We start from the raw sequence: 16076 nt of genomic DNA on the forward strand, positions 1-16076 counted from the left end.
CTTCCCCGCATGGGTGTGTACCTGGTGAGCGTCGGCGCGGAGGAATGGTTCGGTGAGGAGGAAGAGGGATGGGGCGAAGTTGCTTCGGCTCTCAACGCTGAACTCAGGCGGCGGGGCCTGCCGCCCTACCAGGACGTACCCCCAGAGACGGACTTCGCAGCTGGCTCAGGGCAAGCCTTCGAGGAGAAGCTGGCCTCTTCCATGACCGGGTTCCTCGCCTTGTGCCAGACGCACCTGTCACGAGAGGAATGGGAGATCCTCTGCGGCTGGACCGTGCTCGTGCCCTTCTCGCTCGATGAGGAGATCTGGTTGCCCATCGACTCCGGCGACTACGAGTCCATGGTCGCCGGCGCTCCCCGGGTACTACCGCTCGCCGAGAAGCTGGCGGCAGTCATCGATCTGCCACCCGAAACCCCGGCGACATGCGACAACCTCGACTTGAGCATGTGGTTCAGGCACCAGGCAAAGGAACTGGCCACTACTCGAACAGGATTGTGGAGCAAGGACCTGGACACAGCCTTCTACGTCGCACTGTTCCTGCGCGCTGCCCAGCACTCGATCCGGCGTGGCTGCCCCATCATCTGCACCTGAGACCCATCGTCGGTCCCACCGGTCTCCCAGTGGAGATCACTCACCGTGCACGCGTCACGGAAAGCGAGCCAGAACGCGTTCTCGTGAACAGAGCCGCCTTGGCAATGTGCCCGCACCGAGGACACCGCCGGGAGGCGTTGCAGGGGGCCACGGCCATCACTTCCCGTCCGGCGCATGCTGCCTTGGCGGTGAGGATCGTCAGGAACACCCCCATCCGGCATCAGCGATCGAGCGGTTCAGTCCGGCCTTGGCCGCGGCCCCGCTGGGCAGGAAGCTGCCCGGCGTGGCGGGGCCCGGCTCCGGGGCCGGCGCCTTGCTCATGGTGCGGATCTGGAGGTCTTCGTGCGCGATGAAATCGTGTTCGCCTACGAGGTTCAGCGCGGTCTCGTGCGCGTGGTCCAGGCGCTGAGGGCGGACCCTTGCGGTGCAGCCGCGCCACCGTCTCCACGGCCTTGCGCCGACACTTGCTGCCCCGCTTGCACCCGGGCGAGGGCCCGCTGGGCCTCTTCCAGCCTGGCGGCGGCCTTCGCTCCGTGACGGAGGTTGGGCACGAACTCGCCGCCCGAGTCGGCGAGAAAGTTCGCTGTCCCCATGCCGATGCCGGCCACGGAACCGGTCCGGGGAAGCGGCTCAGGCGCGGTCTGCCCGGCGGTCAGGATGACGTACCAGCGCCGCCCTTCACGCTTGACGCTGATCGTCTTGACGTTGCCGGCCACCGGTCGGTGCTGGTGCAACCTGACGTGCCCGACGCCCTGGAGGCGGACACGGGTGACGGGGTCGTGCGGGGCGCTCGGTGAACGCCGGGCAGGGCGTAGCGGGTGCGGGGGGGTCCGGGGGTGCGCCGAGGGATACCCCCGCATGCCGGAAACCCCGGCCCGATTCCGACGGGCCGGGGTTTCCATGTCATGCAGACCCTGCTCTACCACCGGTCGTAGTGGTCTCCTACCACTCCCTGTCGTAGTGGTCCCGGACGACCCGGAAGCTGCCCACGACACCGTTCTTGACGAACACGCCGCCACGGATGTGGTGACGGGTGAAGACACCGTTGCTGGTGCTCCAGGGACCGACCGTCGCAACCGGGGAACCGTTGTCGCAGGTTGCCCCACGGAAGAACTCAACAGTGCGGCGGCTGTCGTTACGGACGTTGAAGCTCCGGGCGCCCAGACCGCTGACCACCGTGATGCAGCCGTCCTCACCGCGAGCCGAGTAGGAGCGCTCGTTGATGAAGATCCGGCCCTCCTCCTTGTGGCGGAAACCACCACGCTCGTTGCCGCCACGCTCGTTGCCGCCACGGTTGCCGCCACCGTAGCCGCCCTCGTTCCCCTTGCCACCGTTGCCCCCGTTGCCACCGCCTTCACCACCGAGCGGAGCCGCGTCGGGGGCGACCTGCTGAGCAGCCGGGGCGGCTTGCTGGACGGACGGGGCAGCAGCCGGGGTGGATCCGGCGGCCGAAGCATAGGTGATGCCGGTAGTGGCGATGACCGCGGCGCCCACTGCGGCGGCGGTCACGGCGACGGTACGCGTCTTCATGTCACTTCTCCCTTGTCTCTGAGGGTCGGCCGGGCAACCGGCCTGTGACGAACGTACTTATGGCGCCTTTAACTGGCATCTCGGACGTATCACCAGAGGGCCGACCGGGTGTACGCACGCCCCGCGCCGCGCATCGATCAGCACATGACATACCGTCAATACATATGAAAGTAAGCTTATTTGGCACACGATTAGGCCTTCTGGGCGACTTGATGACGCCCGATCACCCTGTCGGCAGCATGTCGCCCGGCCCCGCACACCGAAAAACCTCACCCCACCGCCCTGAACAGCCGTCACCGGCACCCACCCCACCACCCCGACCGACCACAGCGCGTGCGACCGGATGCGGGCCTGCCCTTGTCGGCGCGGTGGACGACCGTGGCGGCGCCGGGCGGGGTGACGGCGGCGGCCGTCGTCGCGATCATCCGGTTCGGTCCGGTGCCTCGGAGCCGTGGGCGCCGCGGTTGAACGTTTGCACGCGTGGAATGCCCGCACGGCACCGATTCCCTTCTGCGCGGATGGCGCCTGTCCCGTCTCATCGGAGTCTTTTGCTCCTGAAGCGACGGCCCGGCCTTGCTGAGGACAACGACACTTTGGCCCCGCTCGACCGGCCCGCAGGCCTAAGAGGCCTCCGGCCCGCCGATCCGCCTGCCGGTGCGCTGGAGCATGGCCGTGGAAGCATCGGCCCATGCGGCTCAGGTCGCCACGTCGACGGACCCCGCCCCCTCCTGGCCGCAGGCGCGGGGGCTTCGACCGCAACGCCGCGGCACCGGCCGGCCTTCGGTCAGACCGGTCAAGGACCGGCGCGACAGGACACCCGGCCCCGGCCGGAGGTGACACCGGCACTCATCCAACAACCCCGGGTGGCGCGCAGTGACGCAGGCAGTCGCACCTGCGGTCCGAGCCGTGACAGGTCACCGCCCCTTGACCGCACGCCGGAGACAGGTCCCGATCCGGAACCGATGGGCGAACCGTTCCTGGGCAGTGAGCAGGAGTGAGTCCTGGCTCACCGGCACGCCCCGAACGGTCTTGGGCGCACTGGTCCTCCGCTTTCGCATCCCGGGCGGCGACGCATATCCCGTATGCGCTCCGTCCCAGGCGGGCGGAATCCCTACGACCCGGCCATATGGGTGTGGCCAGAGGCGACGGGGAGGCCCCGAACCATCTCGCTGGTGACACGGGGGCCCCGACTGCTGACACCACACCCGGCGTCCCAGATCGCACCGAGAACGTCACCCACACCCCGCCGGGCATACCCGCAGCTCATCGCGCCGATCACCCCATCGTGCCCATGCTCGCCAAAACGATGTGCCGGCCCAACAGTTGTGAACCCCTCGAACGCGGCGCGCACCAGAAGATCGCGGCCCTGTGCTCCTCTGCATCGTCGAGGCCGTTCTCCGTCTCCTGCCCGTCACGCCGGCGCGGATCACGTAACAAATAGTCTGCTGTACTGATCATCGGCGCGTCGCGACGGAGTCTGATGCCCGACCGGCTGCGCGCGGTTCAAGCTCCTCCTTGACTTCGGATTTGGAATTCCCGAAACGATCGAACCAAGGAGCACTCACATGCGTCCTGCCAACAGGACACGGGCCCAGATGAGATCCCAGCCCCGACGAGGCCGATGGGTGGCCGGCGGCACGATCGCCGCACTCACGCTGGTCCTGACTACCGGGGTGAGCAGCACGGCTGCGGCGGCGGCCCGGGCCCCTGGTGCACCCACGATCGCCTCCGGCCCGGGGGACGGCGGAGGCGACAACTGCAAGCACAGGCCGCATGACGGCAAAGGCAAGGACCGCTGCCAGAGGGGTCCGACCGGCCCTACGGGCCCCCCAGGCCCGCAGGGTGAGCCGGGTCCGGCCGGACCAGAGGGACCGCAGGGCGAGCAGGGCACACCCGGTGCACAAGGCAAGCAGGGCCAGCAGGGCGAGCCCGGCGCACAAGGCAAGCAGGGCGAGCAGGGCACACCCGGTGAGCAGGGCCAGCAGGGCGAGCAGGGCACACCTGGTGAGCAGGGCCAGCAGGGCCAGCCTGGACCAGAAGGGCCGAAGGGCGAGCAGGGCACACCCGGTGAGCAGGGCAAGCAGGGCGAGCCCGGACCAGAGGGACCGAAGGGCGAGCAGGGCACACCCGGTGCGCAGGGCGAGCAGGGCAAGCAGGGCAAGCCCGGCGCACAAGGCAAGCAGGGCGAGCAGGGCGAGCCCGGCGCACAAGGCAAGCAGGGCGAGCAGGGCACACCCGGTGAGCAGGGCAAGCAGGGCGAGCCCGGACCAGAGGGACCGAAGGGCGAGCAGGGCACACCCGGTGCGCAGGGCGAGCAGGGCAAGCAAGGCGAGCAGGGCAAGCAAGGCGAGCAGGGCAAGCAGGGTGAGCAGGGCCCTAGCGGTATCGCCAGCCTCACCCAATGGCAGGGACCCCTCGTAAATGTGCCTGCGGGCGGGATTCATGTGGAGAGTACGGCCGTCTGCCCTGCGGGCCAGACGGCTGTCTCCGGCGGGTGGGGCTCGGGCTACGGAGTTGTTCCGGGTGCCTCTCTGCAGACCACCACCAATACCTTCGGCGACAGCTGGACTGTCGCCTTCGACAATCCCACCGATGACGTCCTTGGCGCAGTGGCGTTCGCGTACTGCTCTGCCTGATGACGTAGCGATACGCAGCACAGTTTCCGGTGTGCGTGCGGGCTGCAGCGAGGGCCGGGCCACCTCAGTCCTCGCTGCTCCCCTTTCTCCTTGCGTGCGGTACCCCGCCAGCCGGCGGTCTTGGGCTGACATCGCCTTCGCGTGGCCGGCTCCGTCGGGTCCGGCTCGAACGGTGTGCGTGCACAACCGATCCCTGGCCCGCTGATGCTCACGGTCGGACCGCCGAACTCCTGCAGGAAGCTCTCCGCAGCGTCGTGCGTGGCGGGGCCGGTCCTTTCGAACAGGGATCGCCGGCGGCTCGTGTCCCTCTTTGGTCCGGGCGCCCGCCCCGAGCCAGGACCTCACGTACCTGTGGCAACCAGCTGCTCATCCTGGGCCCCGGTTCCTCGTCGAGGGGTGAAAACCGATCATCTCGGCACGGCCGGCGCCGGCGGGCAGTGCGTGACCGCTCCACAGGGACTGAGCCAGACCGAAAGTCGTGAACAATCCGATGCCGCGTCAGCGGTGAGTGACTCCCGGACCGCTGCCGAGGTGCTGCTCGATCTCGTGGCCGGAGCCAGGTGCACCGGGCCGGCAGCTCCTCAGCCCCGGGGCCTGCGGTGGCCCCGCCGGGGCGGGACGGCCATCGCCTGGCGGGTGCGGGGGCCGTGCCCGCCTAGGAGGAGCTCACAAAAGGGGAGTCCGATCAGCTCGCGGCGTCCGGTGCGTGCGATCACAACGCGCTGGAAGGTCCTCGGACGGGGTCTCCCCTGCTCGAGCGAAGCCGAGAGCTCGGGGAAAGAGCTACCAGGGCATTTCGGCAACGCAGCGAGCGTGCGTGCCAGGCGTCGCGAGCCGGGCGCCCATTGTGTGAGCTCCTCCAAGACGGGAGGTGTGCCGATGCCGGCGGTGGCCCGGGTGACCACTGGCGGTGCTCGTCGGGTCCACCCGCCGCCCGGGCCGGCTTTCGGTGGTGCAGGTCCAGGCGGCGGCGCGAACAGTTGACGCAACCGCACGGGCCACCGCAGCCCCCAGGCCGTGCGGCACACCGATATCCGCCCGCCCCCTCCCACCCGGGCTTCGCAGGCCTCCCCCGGCCAAGCCCGTTCACACGGCCACGCGACACCGGATCAGCCCTGTTGTTAGGGGGCGGCACGCGATCGGTCACACGCCGGCCGCCCGATCAGGATTCCCCTCGGATTCGCGCCGATAACCGCCACACCACCATCAATACAGTGCGTTTATCCGGAATTACGGGGAGCGAATACGGTGTCCTTTATATGACGCAGGTCACGTGACCCACGCCACCCTTGTGCCGATTTGAGGCATTTGCCGTGTGGAGTGGGCCACGTGACGGCCGTCACTCCGAAGCCGAATAGTAGAGCCACTGGGACCCTGTCCGCAGCCTTGACGGCGCTTCTCCCGATCATTTCCGGCACCCAGTACGAATCCGGTTAGTAAAGGGGGGTCATTGACCGGGGATTTGTCCTCGATTAACAATTCTTGGCATCACCCCCCGACGGAAGAGGAATTACCGAATGCAGTTCACCGCGATGTCCACGAAGTTCGCCCGCATGACCAAGACCAAGAAGATCTCGATGGGCATGCTCGCCGCCGGTGCCGCAGTCGTGGCCGGCACCGTCGCAGGCGCCCCGGCCGCCTCGGCCGCCACCCCCGCCCAGTCCGGCGGCGGCAACGTCGACACCTGGATCAACGAGTCGCTCAAGGTCATGCACGCGAAGGGCATCCCGGGAACCTACGAAGGCATCCGCAAAAACCTGATGCGCGAGTCCTCCGGCAACCCCAACGCCATCAACAACTGGGACTCCAACGCCACCAAGGGCATCCCGTCCAAGGGCCTGCTCCAGGTCATCGACCCCACGTTCAACTCGTACCACGTCAGCGGCACCTCCAAGAACATCTACGACCCGGTCGCCAACATCACCGCCGCAGCCAACTACGCCGCCCACCGCTACGGCTCCATCGACAACGTCAACTCGGCCTACTGACAATCGGCCTACTGACAAGACGTGCCGATTGCACAGCCGAACCCGGTCAGGACCTGTCCGGGCCCGGCCATGCGGACCCGCCCCCAGTTGCCCAGTCAGACCTGGGCGGTCGGCCCTCGAAGCAGGCCGACCGGGCGGACCACTGCAGGCGCAGTGTTCGTGACCGGCCTGCCGGTGGCAGCGTTCCCGCATCCACCGGCGGCACATCCTGCCCTGTGCGGCGCGCAGACGCATCGTGGCCGCGGTCGAGGCGGCCCGGCCCCGCGCCGCTTCCGGGAAGAGCTGTGCCGAGGTACCAACGCCGCCCACCGGGCGCTGCCCGGTGCTGTTGCGGTGGAGGCCGCGGATGGTGGTGCCAAAGCGCCCCACGAGCAGGCCGAGCGGCAGGCTGCGCAGGTGTGTCCGGGCCGGACGCCGAGACGTGCCGGTGTACTGCACCGATGCCGCCCCGGCGCTTTCGCAGCCCTTCTTGACCACCGCCCGCGGTCACTGCGCCGGCCTTCGCCGTGACCGCACTCGCACTGCCGCCCCGCAGGAAGGCGCTCAGCGCGACCGCCTGACACACCAGACCAGTCGGCCCCGGCAACCGCGGAGGCCGGCTTCGCTGTTCCTCAACCGCCCCGCCCGGCCGCCGCGTCCACGCGGTCCCGGTGTGCACGGCGGTCATGCGCCGGGCACGGCGTCATCCGAGGGCGTTTTTACGCCGCTTCCCCAGGGACGCAGACGGCTGCCGCTGGGATGCCGCCGCGCACGATCCGGTCACCGGTATGCGCATCCAGGGGGTCGGGCACGTCAAGGTGCACCAGCACCGGCCGGTGGCCGGCAAGGTCAAGGGCCGGTGGCCGGCAAGGTCAAGACGGTCTCGGTCACGCGCGAGGGCTGTAAGTGGTTCGTCGTGCTGACCGCCGAACAGGCCGCACCCGATCCGCTGCCCGCGACCGGCAGCGTGGTCGGCATCGACCTGGGCATAGCCAACTTCCTCGCCGACTCGGACGGCGGGTTCGTCGAGAACCCGCGTCACGGCCGCAAGGCCGCGGAGAAAGTCGCCGCCCTGCATCGCAAGGTCCGCCGCCGGCGCCTTGACCACGCGCACAAAACCGCGCTCGACCTCGTACGCGAACACGACTTCATCGCGCACGAAGACCTCAAGATCCGCAACATGAGCCGGGCCCCCGCACCGAAGCCCGACCCTGATCAGCCGGGCAGCTTCCTGCCCAGCAAAGCCGCGGGCAGAGCCGGGCTGAACCGTTGGATCAACGATGCCGGTTGGGGGTGTTCCTCGCGATCTGGACCGCCATGGCTGAAAGCGCCGGACGGGACGTGATGACCGTGGACCCCCGCAGCACCTCCCGGCAGTGCCCCGCATGCCGGCACACCGCCAAGGAGAACCGGCCCGCCCAGGACACGTTCCACTGCACCGTGTGCGGCCACACCGCGCACGCCGACACAGTGGGCGCCCTGAACGTTGTACGGGCCGGCCCGTCGCGAAGCCCAACCGGCATAACGAGACCCCCCTTCAAGGGGTGGAGGAGTCACGCGGGGGCTGATCTCAGCGAGTGTCTGCGGTCGCTGCCCGCGGCTATGGGCGAGCGCCCGGCAGCTGACCGTGGCTGCCCCGTTCAGCTCACGCCCAGGCCCCGCCGGCGCCGCCGGGGTCTGTCGTCACACGTCCCCTCCATCGGTGTGCTGCAAGGGTGGTGACGGCCGTTCGGCAAAGTTCGGAGGTCTGGTCGCAGCAGGGGCGGGCGTGGGCCACTGCTGCGAGCGGCCCACGGCCAAGGGCGTCGGGCAGCGGTTGGTGCGTCATTGCCACCAAGCCGGGCTGGAGCTGATGTCATGACAGGCGTCTGCCGTACGAAGGAAAGGCACATGGCTGTGCGATCCATCGGAGCCCGCGCGACCCGCCGGACAGTCCTGGCCGCCCTGGCCGCCGGGGCCGGTGCCGGGGCGGCTCCGGCCGCCGTATCCCCGCCGCCCCCCCGCGCCCACCGCCTTCGCCGCGCCCGGCGCGGCGGCCCACGTCACCGGGCAGTTGCGCGCCCTGGAGCGGGAGCACTTTGCCCGGCTCGGCGCGTACGCCCATGACACCGCCACACACCGCACGGTGGTGTACCGGGCGGACGAGCGCTTCCCGATGTGCTCTCTGTTCAAGACCATCGGCGCGGCTGCGGTCCTTCGCGATCTGGACCGCAGCGGCGAGTTCCTGGCCCGCCGTATCCACTACACCGCGCAGTACGTGAGGGCCTGCGGCCACTCGCCGATCACCGGCACGTCCGAGAACCTCTCGCGCGCGATGACGGTCGCCGACCTGTGCAGGTACTCCATCACGCACAGCGACAACACCGCGGCCAACCTCCTGCTCCGGGAGCTGGGCGGCCCCGCCGCCGTCACCCGCCTGTGCCGCTTTGCCGGCGACCCGGTCACCCGCCTCGACCGGTGGGAGCCCGAGCTGAACTCGGCGGAGCCATGGCGCAAGACGGACACCACGACACCTCGTGCGATCGGGCAAACCTACGCCCGCCTCGTCCTGGGCGACGTGCTCGTCCCCCGCGACCGCCGGCTGCTGACCGGCTGGCTGCTCGCCAACACCACCAGCGGTGAACGCTTCCGCGCCGGGATTCCCGCCGGCTGGAGCGTCGCCGACAAGACCGGCGGCGGCAGCTACGGCGGCAACAACGACGCCGGCGTCGCCTGGCCCCCCGGCCGGCCGCCGGTCGTCCTGGCCGTCATAACCACCAAGCCCGACCGGGACGCCCCCGCCGACAATCCGCTGGTCGCCAAGGCGGCCGGGGCTCTGGCTGCGGCCCTGAGCTGACCACCGGCAGCAGCATCCGGGGACAGGCCGGCCGGCGCGATGTGCCCGAGCGATACGGTTCCCGGACCGGCCCGCGCCCGTCAGCCGGGCACCCCGCCGTATCCGGCCCGCCGTATCCGGGCCGCGGTCGTCCCGGCCGGGACGTGACCGCGCCGGTGGTCCCGGACCGTGAGCAAGGGCCGGGGCCGTGGGGCCGGGGAGCCCTGAACGGTGGCAGGGGTGGCAGGAATCGAACCTGCGGCATCCGGTTTTGGAGACCGGCGCTCTGGCCATCTGAGCTACACCCCTTCGGTGTGCGTCAGCCTGTCATGCCCGGCGAGCCCGGCTCCACACAATTTTTCGCGGTCGCTCGCCGGGCGCGAACAGGAGGACGGTTTCGGCCGCACCGACCGCGTCGAGTGCGGGGGCGGTCCACGGGGGCCTGCACGCCAACCTGACGCATCGCCCGGTGCCCGGCTCACACGCCGGAGCAATCGCAGGAGGCCGCAGCCCCTTTCCGTCCGGGCCGTGCACGCGCAGCGCATCACCCACATATGCGGCCTGGCGCGAGACCCCGGTCCGGCACACACCAACCAGGAAGTGGCCCCGGCATCCCGGCTCTTGAGCGCGCCCGCAGCTCCACAGCGCCCGCAAGGTCCGCGGAGGCAGGACGAAGCCGCGGCAAGGCAACCCCCCTTCTTTTCCGGCTCTCCTGTCGCTTCCGTGGGTCGTTGACCAGGGCTGATACGCAGAACACGCCGTACCCGGGGTACGTTTCGACTGCTGAAGGTACGAAACGAATAAACCTGGATACGGCGTGCAAATTAAGAGGATATGGGTTCGGTTGCTCGGTGTCGAAAAGACGCTGATCGAGCAGGTCGAGGCCGAGGAGGCGGACCCCGAGGGCGGTGTCCGGGGTGAGCTGGTGATCGTGGCGCATGTCCGACCGGCGAAGGGCCACAGGGAGCGGTGCGGGATCTGTCGGCGCAAGGTGGCGAAGTACGACGCCGGTGAGGGACGCCGCCGCTGGCGGGCCCTGGACCTGGGCGTCATCCAGGCATTCCTCGAGGCCGACGCGCCCCGGGTCTCCTGCCCCGAGCACGGCATAGTGGTCGCCTCGGTTCCCTGGGCGAGGCACGGCGCCGGACATACCCTGGCGTTCGACGCGCAGGTGGCCTGGCTGGCGACCTGCTGTTCCAAGACGTCCGTCACCCAGCTCATGCGGACCGGTTGGCGCACGGTGGGCAACATCGTCGCCCGGGTCTGGGCGGACGTCGAGAAGTCGGTGGACCTGTTCGCCGGGCTACGACGGATCGGTATTGACGAGATCAGCTACAAGAAGCGCCACAAGTACCTGACCGTCGTGGTGGATCACGACTCCGGGCGTCTGGTCTGGGCTGAGGCCGGCCGGGACAAGGCCACCCTGCGTAAGTTCTTCGACGCCCTGGGGAACGAGCGCGCCGCGAAGCTCACCCACGTGTCCGCGGATGCGGCCGACTGGATCTCCACGGTGGTCGCCGAGCGCTGCCCGCAGGCGGTACGGGTGATGGACCCGTTTCACGTCGTTCAGTGGACCACCGACGCCCTGGACGTCGTGCGCCGTCAGGTGTGGAACGCCGAGCGCGGAGGCAAGGGCAGATCCACCCGAGGCTCGAAGTCCCTGAAGAAGGCCCGCTTCGCGCTGTGGAAGAACCCCGAGGACCTCACGGCCGGGCAGCGGGCCCAACTGCTCTTCATCGCCAACGCTCACCCGCTGCTCCACCGGGCGTACTTGCTCAAGGAAGGTCTGCGCACCGCCCTCAAACAGGGCCCCGACACCACCGAGGCGCTGTGGGACTGGGTGCTCTGGGCCCGCCGCTCACGAATAGCCGCCTTCGTCGAGCTGCAGCGCAGCATCGTCAGACACTTCGACGCCATCACCGCCGCCGCCGAGCACGGGCTGAGCAACGGCCTGGTCGAGTCCATGAACACCAAAATCCGACTGATCACCCGCATCGCCTTCGGCTTCAAGGACCCCAAGTCCCTCATCGCCCTCGCGATGCTCAGCCTCGGCGGCCACCGACCCCAGCTACCAGGCCGTCAACTCACGAACTGACCACCCACGGAAGCGACAGGAGAGCCTCTTTTCCTTCTTTTCCTTCTTTTCCTTTCACCGGGCACCGGTGCGGCGGTGAGGGCAGAAGGTGCGGGCCGGTCCGGCGGCGGCCATCACCGCGGGACGGGCCCTGAGAGCACCGCCGGCGGTGCTCTCAGGGGCGGCGCGTGCGGTGACGGCCCGGCCGCCGGACCTCATCGGTGCCGCCCGGCCGGCCGGTCGTGCTCGCGCCCGCACCGTGCGCCGGCAGGCCATCGCGGCCCTGCGCGGCGGCCGCCGCGCACGCAGGCGCGCTGCACAACGGCGGCCCGCCCGGTCGACGTGCGAAGGGCTCCCGGGCGGGCTTCCGCTTCCATGCTGCCCCCGAGCCCTGCCGCTCGGGTGCGGCCGCGCGGCAGACGGGGCCGAATGAGGTCGCAGCTGCCGCACAGTCGGGTGACACCGAAGGCCGTCAAGCCTCCAGTCCGGCGGTCTCGACGGTGGGCCGGGACGCGGCCCGAAGGAGGTGGCCGCCCGCGCCCCCCGCGTACCGGCAGCAGGCCCCCGGGGCCGGGGGAAGCCGCTGGGCGAGATCCTGGCCGGCTCCGGGCGTCGGGCCGGGTCCGGCGGTGACCGCGACGGGTGAGGTCGCCGCGCGGTGTTCGCAGGCACCGGGCCGGGCCCCGGGCAGCGCCCCGGCCGGCGGGAGGCGTCCTTCCTGACAGGGAGGCGTCCTTCCTGACAGGGGGCGTGTTCCGGGCTGCGGCGGGCCCGACTCCCCTGGCCGGGCGGACACCACCGCGGCCGGGGGTGTCGGGCAGGGGCCGCAGGAAGGCCAAGGGGACCCGGGGAGGCCAGGGGGACCCGGGGAGGGGCTGGGGGACCCGGGGAGGGGCTGGGGCGGACGCGGAGGCAACCGCCGACGAGGCGGCCGGGGGTGCAGGCGATCCGAAGCTGTCAGCCGGGGTCTGTCTGCTGATGTTCCTGGTCCTGCCGCCGTCCCCCGCTCGTGCCGGCGGCCTGCGTCCGCAGGTCCACGAAGGCACCCGGCTGCCGCGGGGTGACTGCGGGGCCTTGCGGGCCGGCAGCAGGGGTGCCGCAGGCTCTGCCGTGTGCCGGTGGCTTTTGTGCACCGGCCCGTCCCCGGGCGAAGTCAACGCCTCCGCGCGCCTGACCCGATGCCTATGGTGAGTTGTGATCAACCAGGACACGGACCGTCAGCGGAGCACTGTACGGCCCGGATATCTGGCCGCGGCGGGTGTGTTCGCGGTCGGGATGATGGGCACGACCCTGCCGACACCGCTGTACGGGCTCTACCGTGAGCAGATCGGTTTTTCCGAACTGATCGTCACCGTGGTTTTCGCCGTCTACGCCATCGGTGTGATCGCCGCCCTGCTCCTGGCCGGCGGCTTCTCCGATGTTCTCGGCCGCCGCCCGGTCCTGCTGGGCGCGCTGGCACTGGCCGCGCTGAGCGCGGTGTGCTTCCTGCTGGCGGACGGACTGCCGCTGCTGTTCACGGGCCGTGTCCTTTCAGGGCTGTCGGCCGGACTGCTCAGCGGTACGGGCACGGCCGCTGTGCTGGAACTGGCACCCGCCGGACGCAGTGCCCGGGCAGGATTCGCGGCGACCGCGGCCAACATGGGCGGCCTGGGACTCGGCCCCCTGGTCGCGGGGACCCTGGCCCAGTACGCGCCATGGCCGCTGCGGCTGCCGTTCTTGACCCATCTGGCGCTCCTGGCGGCCGCGGTGGCTGTCACCTCGCTGCTGCCCGAGACCGTGCACCGCAGCGGCGCCAGGCCCCCGCTACGGCCACAGGGCATGGTCGTCCCCACCGAGGTACGCGGTGTGTTCGCGCCCTGCGCACTCGCCGCCTTCGCCGGATTCTCGCTGCTGGGCCTGTTCACCGCGGTCGCGCCGGCCTTCCTCACCCAGACCCTGGGCGTGCACGACCTGGCCGTGTCCGGCGCCGTCGTCTTCTGCGTCTTCTGCGCCTCGGCCTGCGGGCAGTTACTGATGGGCCCCGTCGGCACACGCAACGCCCTGCCCGTCGGCTGCCTGATGCTGGTGGCCGGGCTGCTCGTGGTGGGGGCATCGCTGCTGCTGGCGTCGTTGCCGGTCCTCCTCCTGGGTGCCGCGACCGGCGGCACCGGCCAGGGCCTGGCCTTCCGGGCCGGATTGAGCGTGGTGAGCACAGCGGCTCCCGACACCCACAAGGGCGCCACCATCTCGGCGTTCTTCGTCCTCGCGTACGCGGGAATCTCGGTGCCCGTCATCGGGATCGGCGCACTCGCCGCGGCACTGGGACTACGCACTGCAGGCCTGGTCTTCGCCGGCTGCGTGATACTGCTCGCCGCCACGGCAGGCGGCTACCTATGGCGGCACCCACCCACACACACCTGAGCGCCCCCAACCGCCCAACACCCCCGCCCAGCACCCCCGCCCGACACCCCCGCCCGACACCCCCGCCGGCGGGGGCAGGCACCACCCAGACCCGAGTGCGCCGCACCCGCCCCCGCCCGCACCCGCACCCGTGCGACGGTCCGGGACGGATGTGATCCTGGAACCAGGACAAGCGGGCACGGGTACCAGCCATGGGCCCTGAGGAGAACACCGGCAGTGCCACAGCCCGGGCACATCAAAGCCCCGGCCCCACGCTGCGCCGGGCTACCACCGCACTGCGGCACGGCACCGGCACCACGGCCCGCACGGCCCGGCGGGCCGCCCGGGTCACCCTCGCAGCCGCCGCCTTCTACACCGGCCTGTACGGCCTGCACGATCCCGTCACCGCCACATACGCGCTGTTCGCAGCGGTGGCGATGGCCGGCCTGTCCCGCATCCCCGGCACCGGGCACCAGCACGCCGCCGTCGTGGCCCAGGTGCTCCCTGCCGGCTGGATCCTCGTGACGGCCGGAACCCTGCTCGCGGTACACACCCGGGCCGCGGTAGCGGGAATGCTGCTGATCGGGTTCCTGCTCTCGACGGAACCGGAACCCGGCACCCCGCCCACGGAACCCGGCACCCCGGCCACGGACGCGGAACCGGCAGCAGTGGCATGGACCGCGAGTATCTGCGCCCACAGCGCTACCTCAAGGCCCAGCTCGCCGAACAGGTTCGGCAACGACGAGGAGACGCTGCCGGCGCACCCGCAGGACCCTGGCCGGTACCGAACGGCCGCACAAGGTGGTCTCCTGGCTGTCGCGCGAGATCGTCACCAACCCGCTGGTCCCGCTCGTGCACTGCCGCAAGCCAGACCACCAGCACCTCCACGACCCGCCCGGAACACCCACGACCCGCTACCCGCGACCTGCCATGCCCACGACCTGTCATGCCCGCGATCTGCTGGTCACCGCGGGCGTCGTGCCCCTGCGCGACGAGTACCTCAAAGCCCTCCCCGATGAGCGGACCCCGTGTTCAGGCAGGCGCCCGCCCGCCACCGGCCGGTCCCCGCACCCTGCGCCCACGGGGGTCACCCGTCAAAGACCGGCCAACGCCCGTGCCCCGGGAGATAGAAGCACAGGAGCAGGAAGCTACAACGGCGCGTCAGGGACGGCCCCCACCCGGACGAAGGCGGCAACGGAAGCGCTCACCCCCGGATGACGCGCAAGCAGCAGACCCCACGGGCGCGGCAAACGAGCACAGCAGGCACAGCAGCGCAGCAGGCGGGAACGGGTGCAGCGAGCACAGCAGCCGCGGCAAACGAGCAGGCAGCAGACCCCACGGGCGCGGCAAACGAGCACAGCAGGCACAGCGGACACGCAGGCAGCGGACGAGCGCAGCAGGCGCGGCAGGCGCAGCGGGCACAGCGGGCACAGCGGGCACAGCGGGCGAGCGCAGCAGGCGCGGCGGACACGCAGGCAGCGCAGCGAGCGAGCAGGCGGCGGGGCGGACACGCAGGCAGCGGACGGGCACAGCAGGCGCGGCGAGCGAGCGCAGCAGGCGCGGCGGGCGAGCGCGGCGGGCGGGCAGGCGGCGGACGGGCACAGCAGGCAGGGCGAACGCGCAGGCAGCAGAACCCACGGGCGCGGCGGGCGAGCACAGCAGACACAGCAGGCACAGCAGGCACAGCAGGCACAGCAGGCACAGCAGGCACAGCAGGCACAGCAGGCACAGCAGGCAGGGCGGACGCGCAGGCGGCGGACGAGCACAGCAGGCAGGGCGAACGCGCAGGCAGCGGGGCGGACACGCAGGCGCGGCGAACGAGCACAGCAGGCGCGGCAAGCACGGCAGGCGAGCGCAGCGGGCGCGGCGGGCGGCGGGCGGCGGACGAGCGCGGCAGGCGGGGCGGACACGCAGGCGCGGCGGGCGGGCGGGCGCGGTTTGTGAAACCCGGTGCCCGGGCCGTCAAGGACGGTCCGGGTCCGCGCAGGCACGTCGCCGCATTGCGGGTGCCTTCGGCCGCCACGAAGGGATCAGACCGCTTCCCCGCACGCCGGCCGGGGACCGGACACGACCGCGGGTCCCGG

13 protein-coding genes and 1 tRNA gene are annotated in these 16076 nt (G+C 70.8%); 9 read left to right on the forward strand and 5 right to left on the reverse strand.

The window, feature by feature from the left end; all coding sequences use genetic code 11:
* Nucleotides 1–9: 9 nt before the first annotated feature.
* The gene (locus OG395_RS02715) at nucleotides 10–591 is read left to right on the forward strand and encodes a hypothetical protein (protein ID WP_327241427.1); all 582 of its coding nucleotides are present in this window, start codon (nucleotides 10–12) and stop codon (nucleotides 589–591) included.
* A 40-nt stretch (nucleotides 592–631) separates the two neighbouring features.
* Here OG395_RS02715 and OG395_RS02720 read toward each other — a convergent pair whose 3' ends face one another.
* The 4 genes from OG395_RS02720 to OG395_RS02735 all read right to left on the reverse strand — a co-directional run bounded on the left by OG395_RS02720 (nucleotide 632) and on the right by OG395_RS02735 (nucleotide 2121).
* A complete protein-coding gene (locus tag OG395_RS02720) occupies nucleotides 632–805 on the reverse strand; it encodes a zinc ribbon domain-containing protein (RefSeq protein WP_327241428.1) in 174 nt (57 codons plus the stop codon).
* Nucleotides 790–912 (reverse strand): hypothetical protein, encoded by a 123-nt coding sequence (locus tag OG395_RS02725; RefSeq protein WP_327249754.1) that lies wholly within the window; start codon nucleotides 910–912, stop codon nucleotides 790–792. Before OG395_RS02725 ends, OG395_RS02720 begins: the two co-directional genes overlap by 16 nt.
* Nucleotides 913–965: 53 nt before the next feature.
* Entirely contained in the window at nucleotides 966–1307 is a 342-nt protein-coding gene (locus tag OG395_RS02730; RefSeq protein WP_327241429.1) for a hypothetical protein, read from the reverse strand.
* 226 nt (nucleotides 1308–1533) lie between these two features.
* Complete coding sequence (locus tag OG395_RS02735; protein ID WP_327241430.1) at nucleotides 1534–2121, reverse strand: hypothetical protein; 588 nt, start codon at nucleotides 2119–2121, stop codon at nucleotides 1534–1536.
* Between the two features lie 1595 nt (nucleotides 2122–3716).
* Here OG395_RS02735 and OG395_RS02740 point away from each other — a divergent pair.
* The 5 genes from OG395_RS02740 to bla all read left to right on the forward strand — a co-directional run bounded on the left by OG395_RS02740 (nucleotide 3717) and on the right by bla (nucleotide 9560).
* Nucleotides 3717–4757 carry a hypothetical protein gene (locus tag OG395_RS02740; RefSeq protein WP_327241431.1) on the forward strand — a complete coding sequence of 347 codons (1041 nt, stop codon included), beginning with the start codon at nucleotides 3717–3719 and terminating at the stop codon, nucleotides 4755–4757.
* 1517 nt (nucleotides 4758–6274) lie between these two features.
* Nucleotides 6275–6745, forward strand: coding sequence for a transglycosylase SLT domain-containing protein (locus OG395_RS02745; RefSeq protein ID WP_327241432.1), 471 nt, complete (start codon nucleotides 6275–6277; stop codon nucleotides 6743–6745).
* A gap of 838 nt (nucleotides 6746–7583) precedes the next feature.
* Entirely contained in the window at nucleotides 7584–8069 is a 486-nt protein-coding gene (locus tag OG395_RS58005) for an RNA-guided endonuclease InsQ/TnpB family protein (RefSeq protein WP_442818500.1), read from the forward strand.
* Nucleotides 8069–8446 carry a zinc ribbon domain-containing protein gene (locus OG395_RS58010; RefSeq protein ID WP_442818728.1) on the forward strand — a complete coding sequence of 126 codons (378 nt, stop codon included), beginning with the start codon at nucleotides 8069–8071 and terminating at the stop codon, nucleotides 8444–8446. Before OG395_RS58005 ends, OG395_RS58010 begins: the two co-directional genes overlap by 1 nt.
* Nucleotides 8447–8684: 238 nt before the next feature.
* Complete coding sequence (gene bla, locus OG395_RS02755) at nucleotides 8685–9560, forward strand: class A beta-lactamase (RefSeq protein ID WP_327241433.1); 876 nt, start codon at nucleotides 8685–8687, stop codon at nucleotides 9558–9560.
* Nucleotides 9561–9771: 211 nt separating this feature from the next.
* Here the strand turns inward: bla and OG395_RS02760 are convergent.
* A tRNA-Trp gene (locus OG395_RS02760) sits at nucleotides 9772–9848 on the reverse strand.
* 508 nt (nucleotides 9849–10356) lie between these two features.
* Between OG395_RS02760 and OG395_RS02765 the strand changes: the two genes are divergently transcribed.
* The 3 genes from OG395_RS02765 to OG395_RS02775 all read left to right on the forward strand — a co-directional run bounded on the left by OG395_RS02765 (nucleotide 10357) and on the right by OG395_RS02775 (nucleotide 15011).
* Complete coding sequence (locus OG395_RS02765) at nucleotides 10357–11634, forward strand: ISL3 family transposase (protein WP_327241434.1); 1278 nt, start codon at nucleotides 10357–10359, stop codon at nucleotides 11632–11634.
* 1173 nt (nucleotides 11635–12807) lie between these two features.
* Nucleotides 12808–14013, forward strand: coding sequence for an MFS transporter (locus tag OG395_RS02770; protein ID WP_327241435.1), 1206 nt, complete (start codon nucleotides 12808–12810; stop codon nucleotides 14011–14013).
* A gap of 191 nt (nucleotides 14014–14204) precedes the next feature.
* Nucleotides 14205–15011: a hypothetical protein gene (locus tag OG395_RS02775; RefSeq protein WP_327241436.1), complete on the forward strand. Its 807-nt coding sequence runs from the start codon at nucleotides 14205–14207 to the stop codon at nucleotides 15009–15011.
* The last annotated feature ends 1065 nt before the right edge of the window (nucleotides 15012–16076 follow it).

The organism is Streptomyces sp. NBC_01320 (assembly GCF_035974375.1).
In the GTDB taxonomy this organism is placed as follows: domain Bacteria; phylum Actinomycetota; class Actinomycetes; order Streptomycetales; family Streptomycetaceae; genus Streptomyces; species Streptomyces yanii.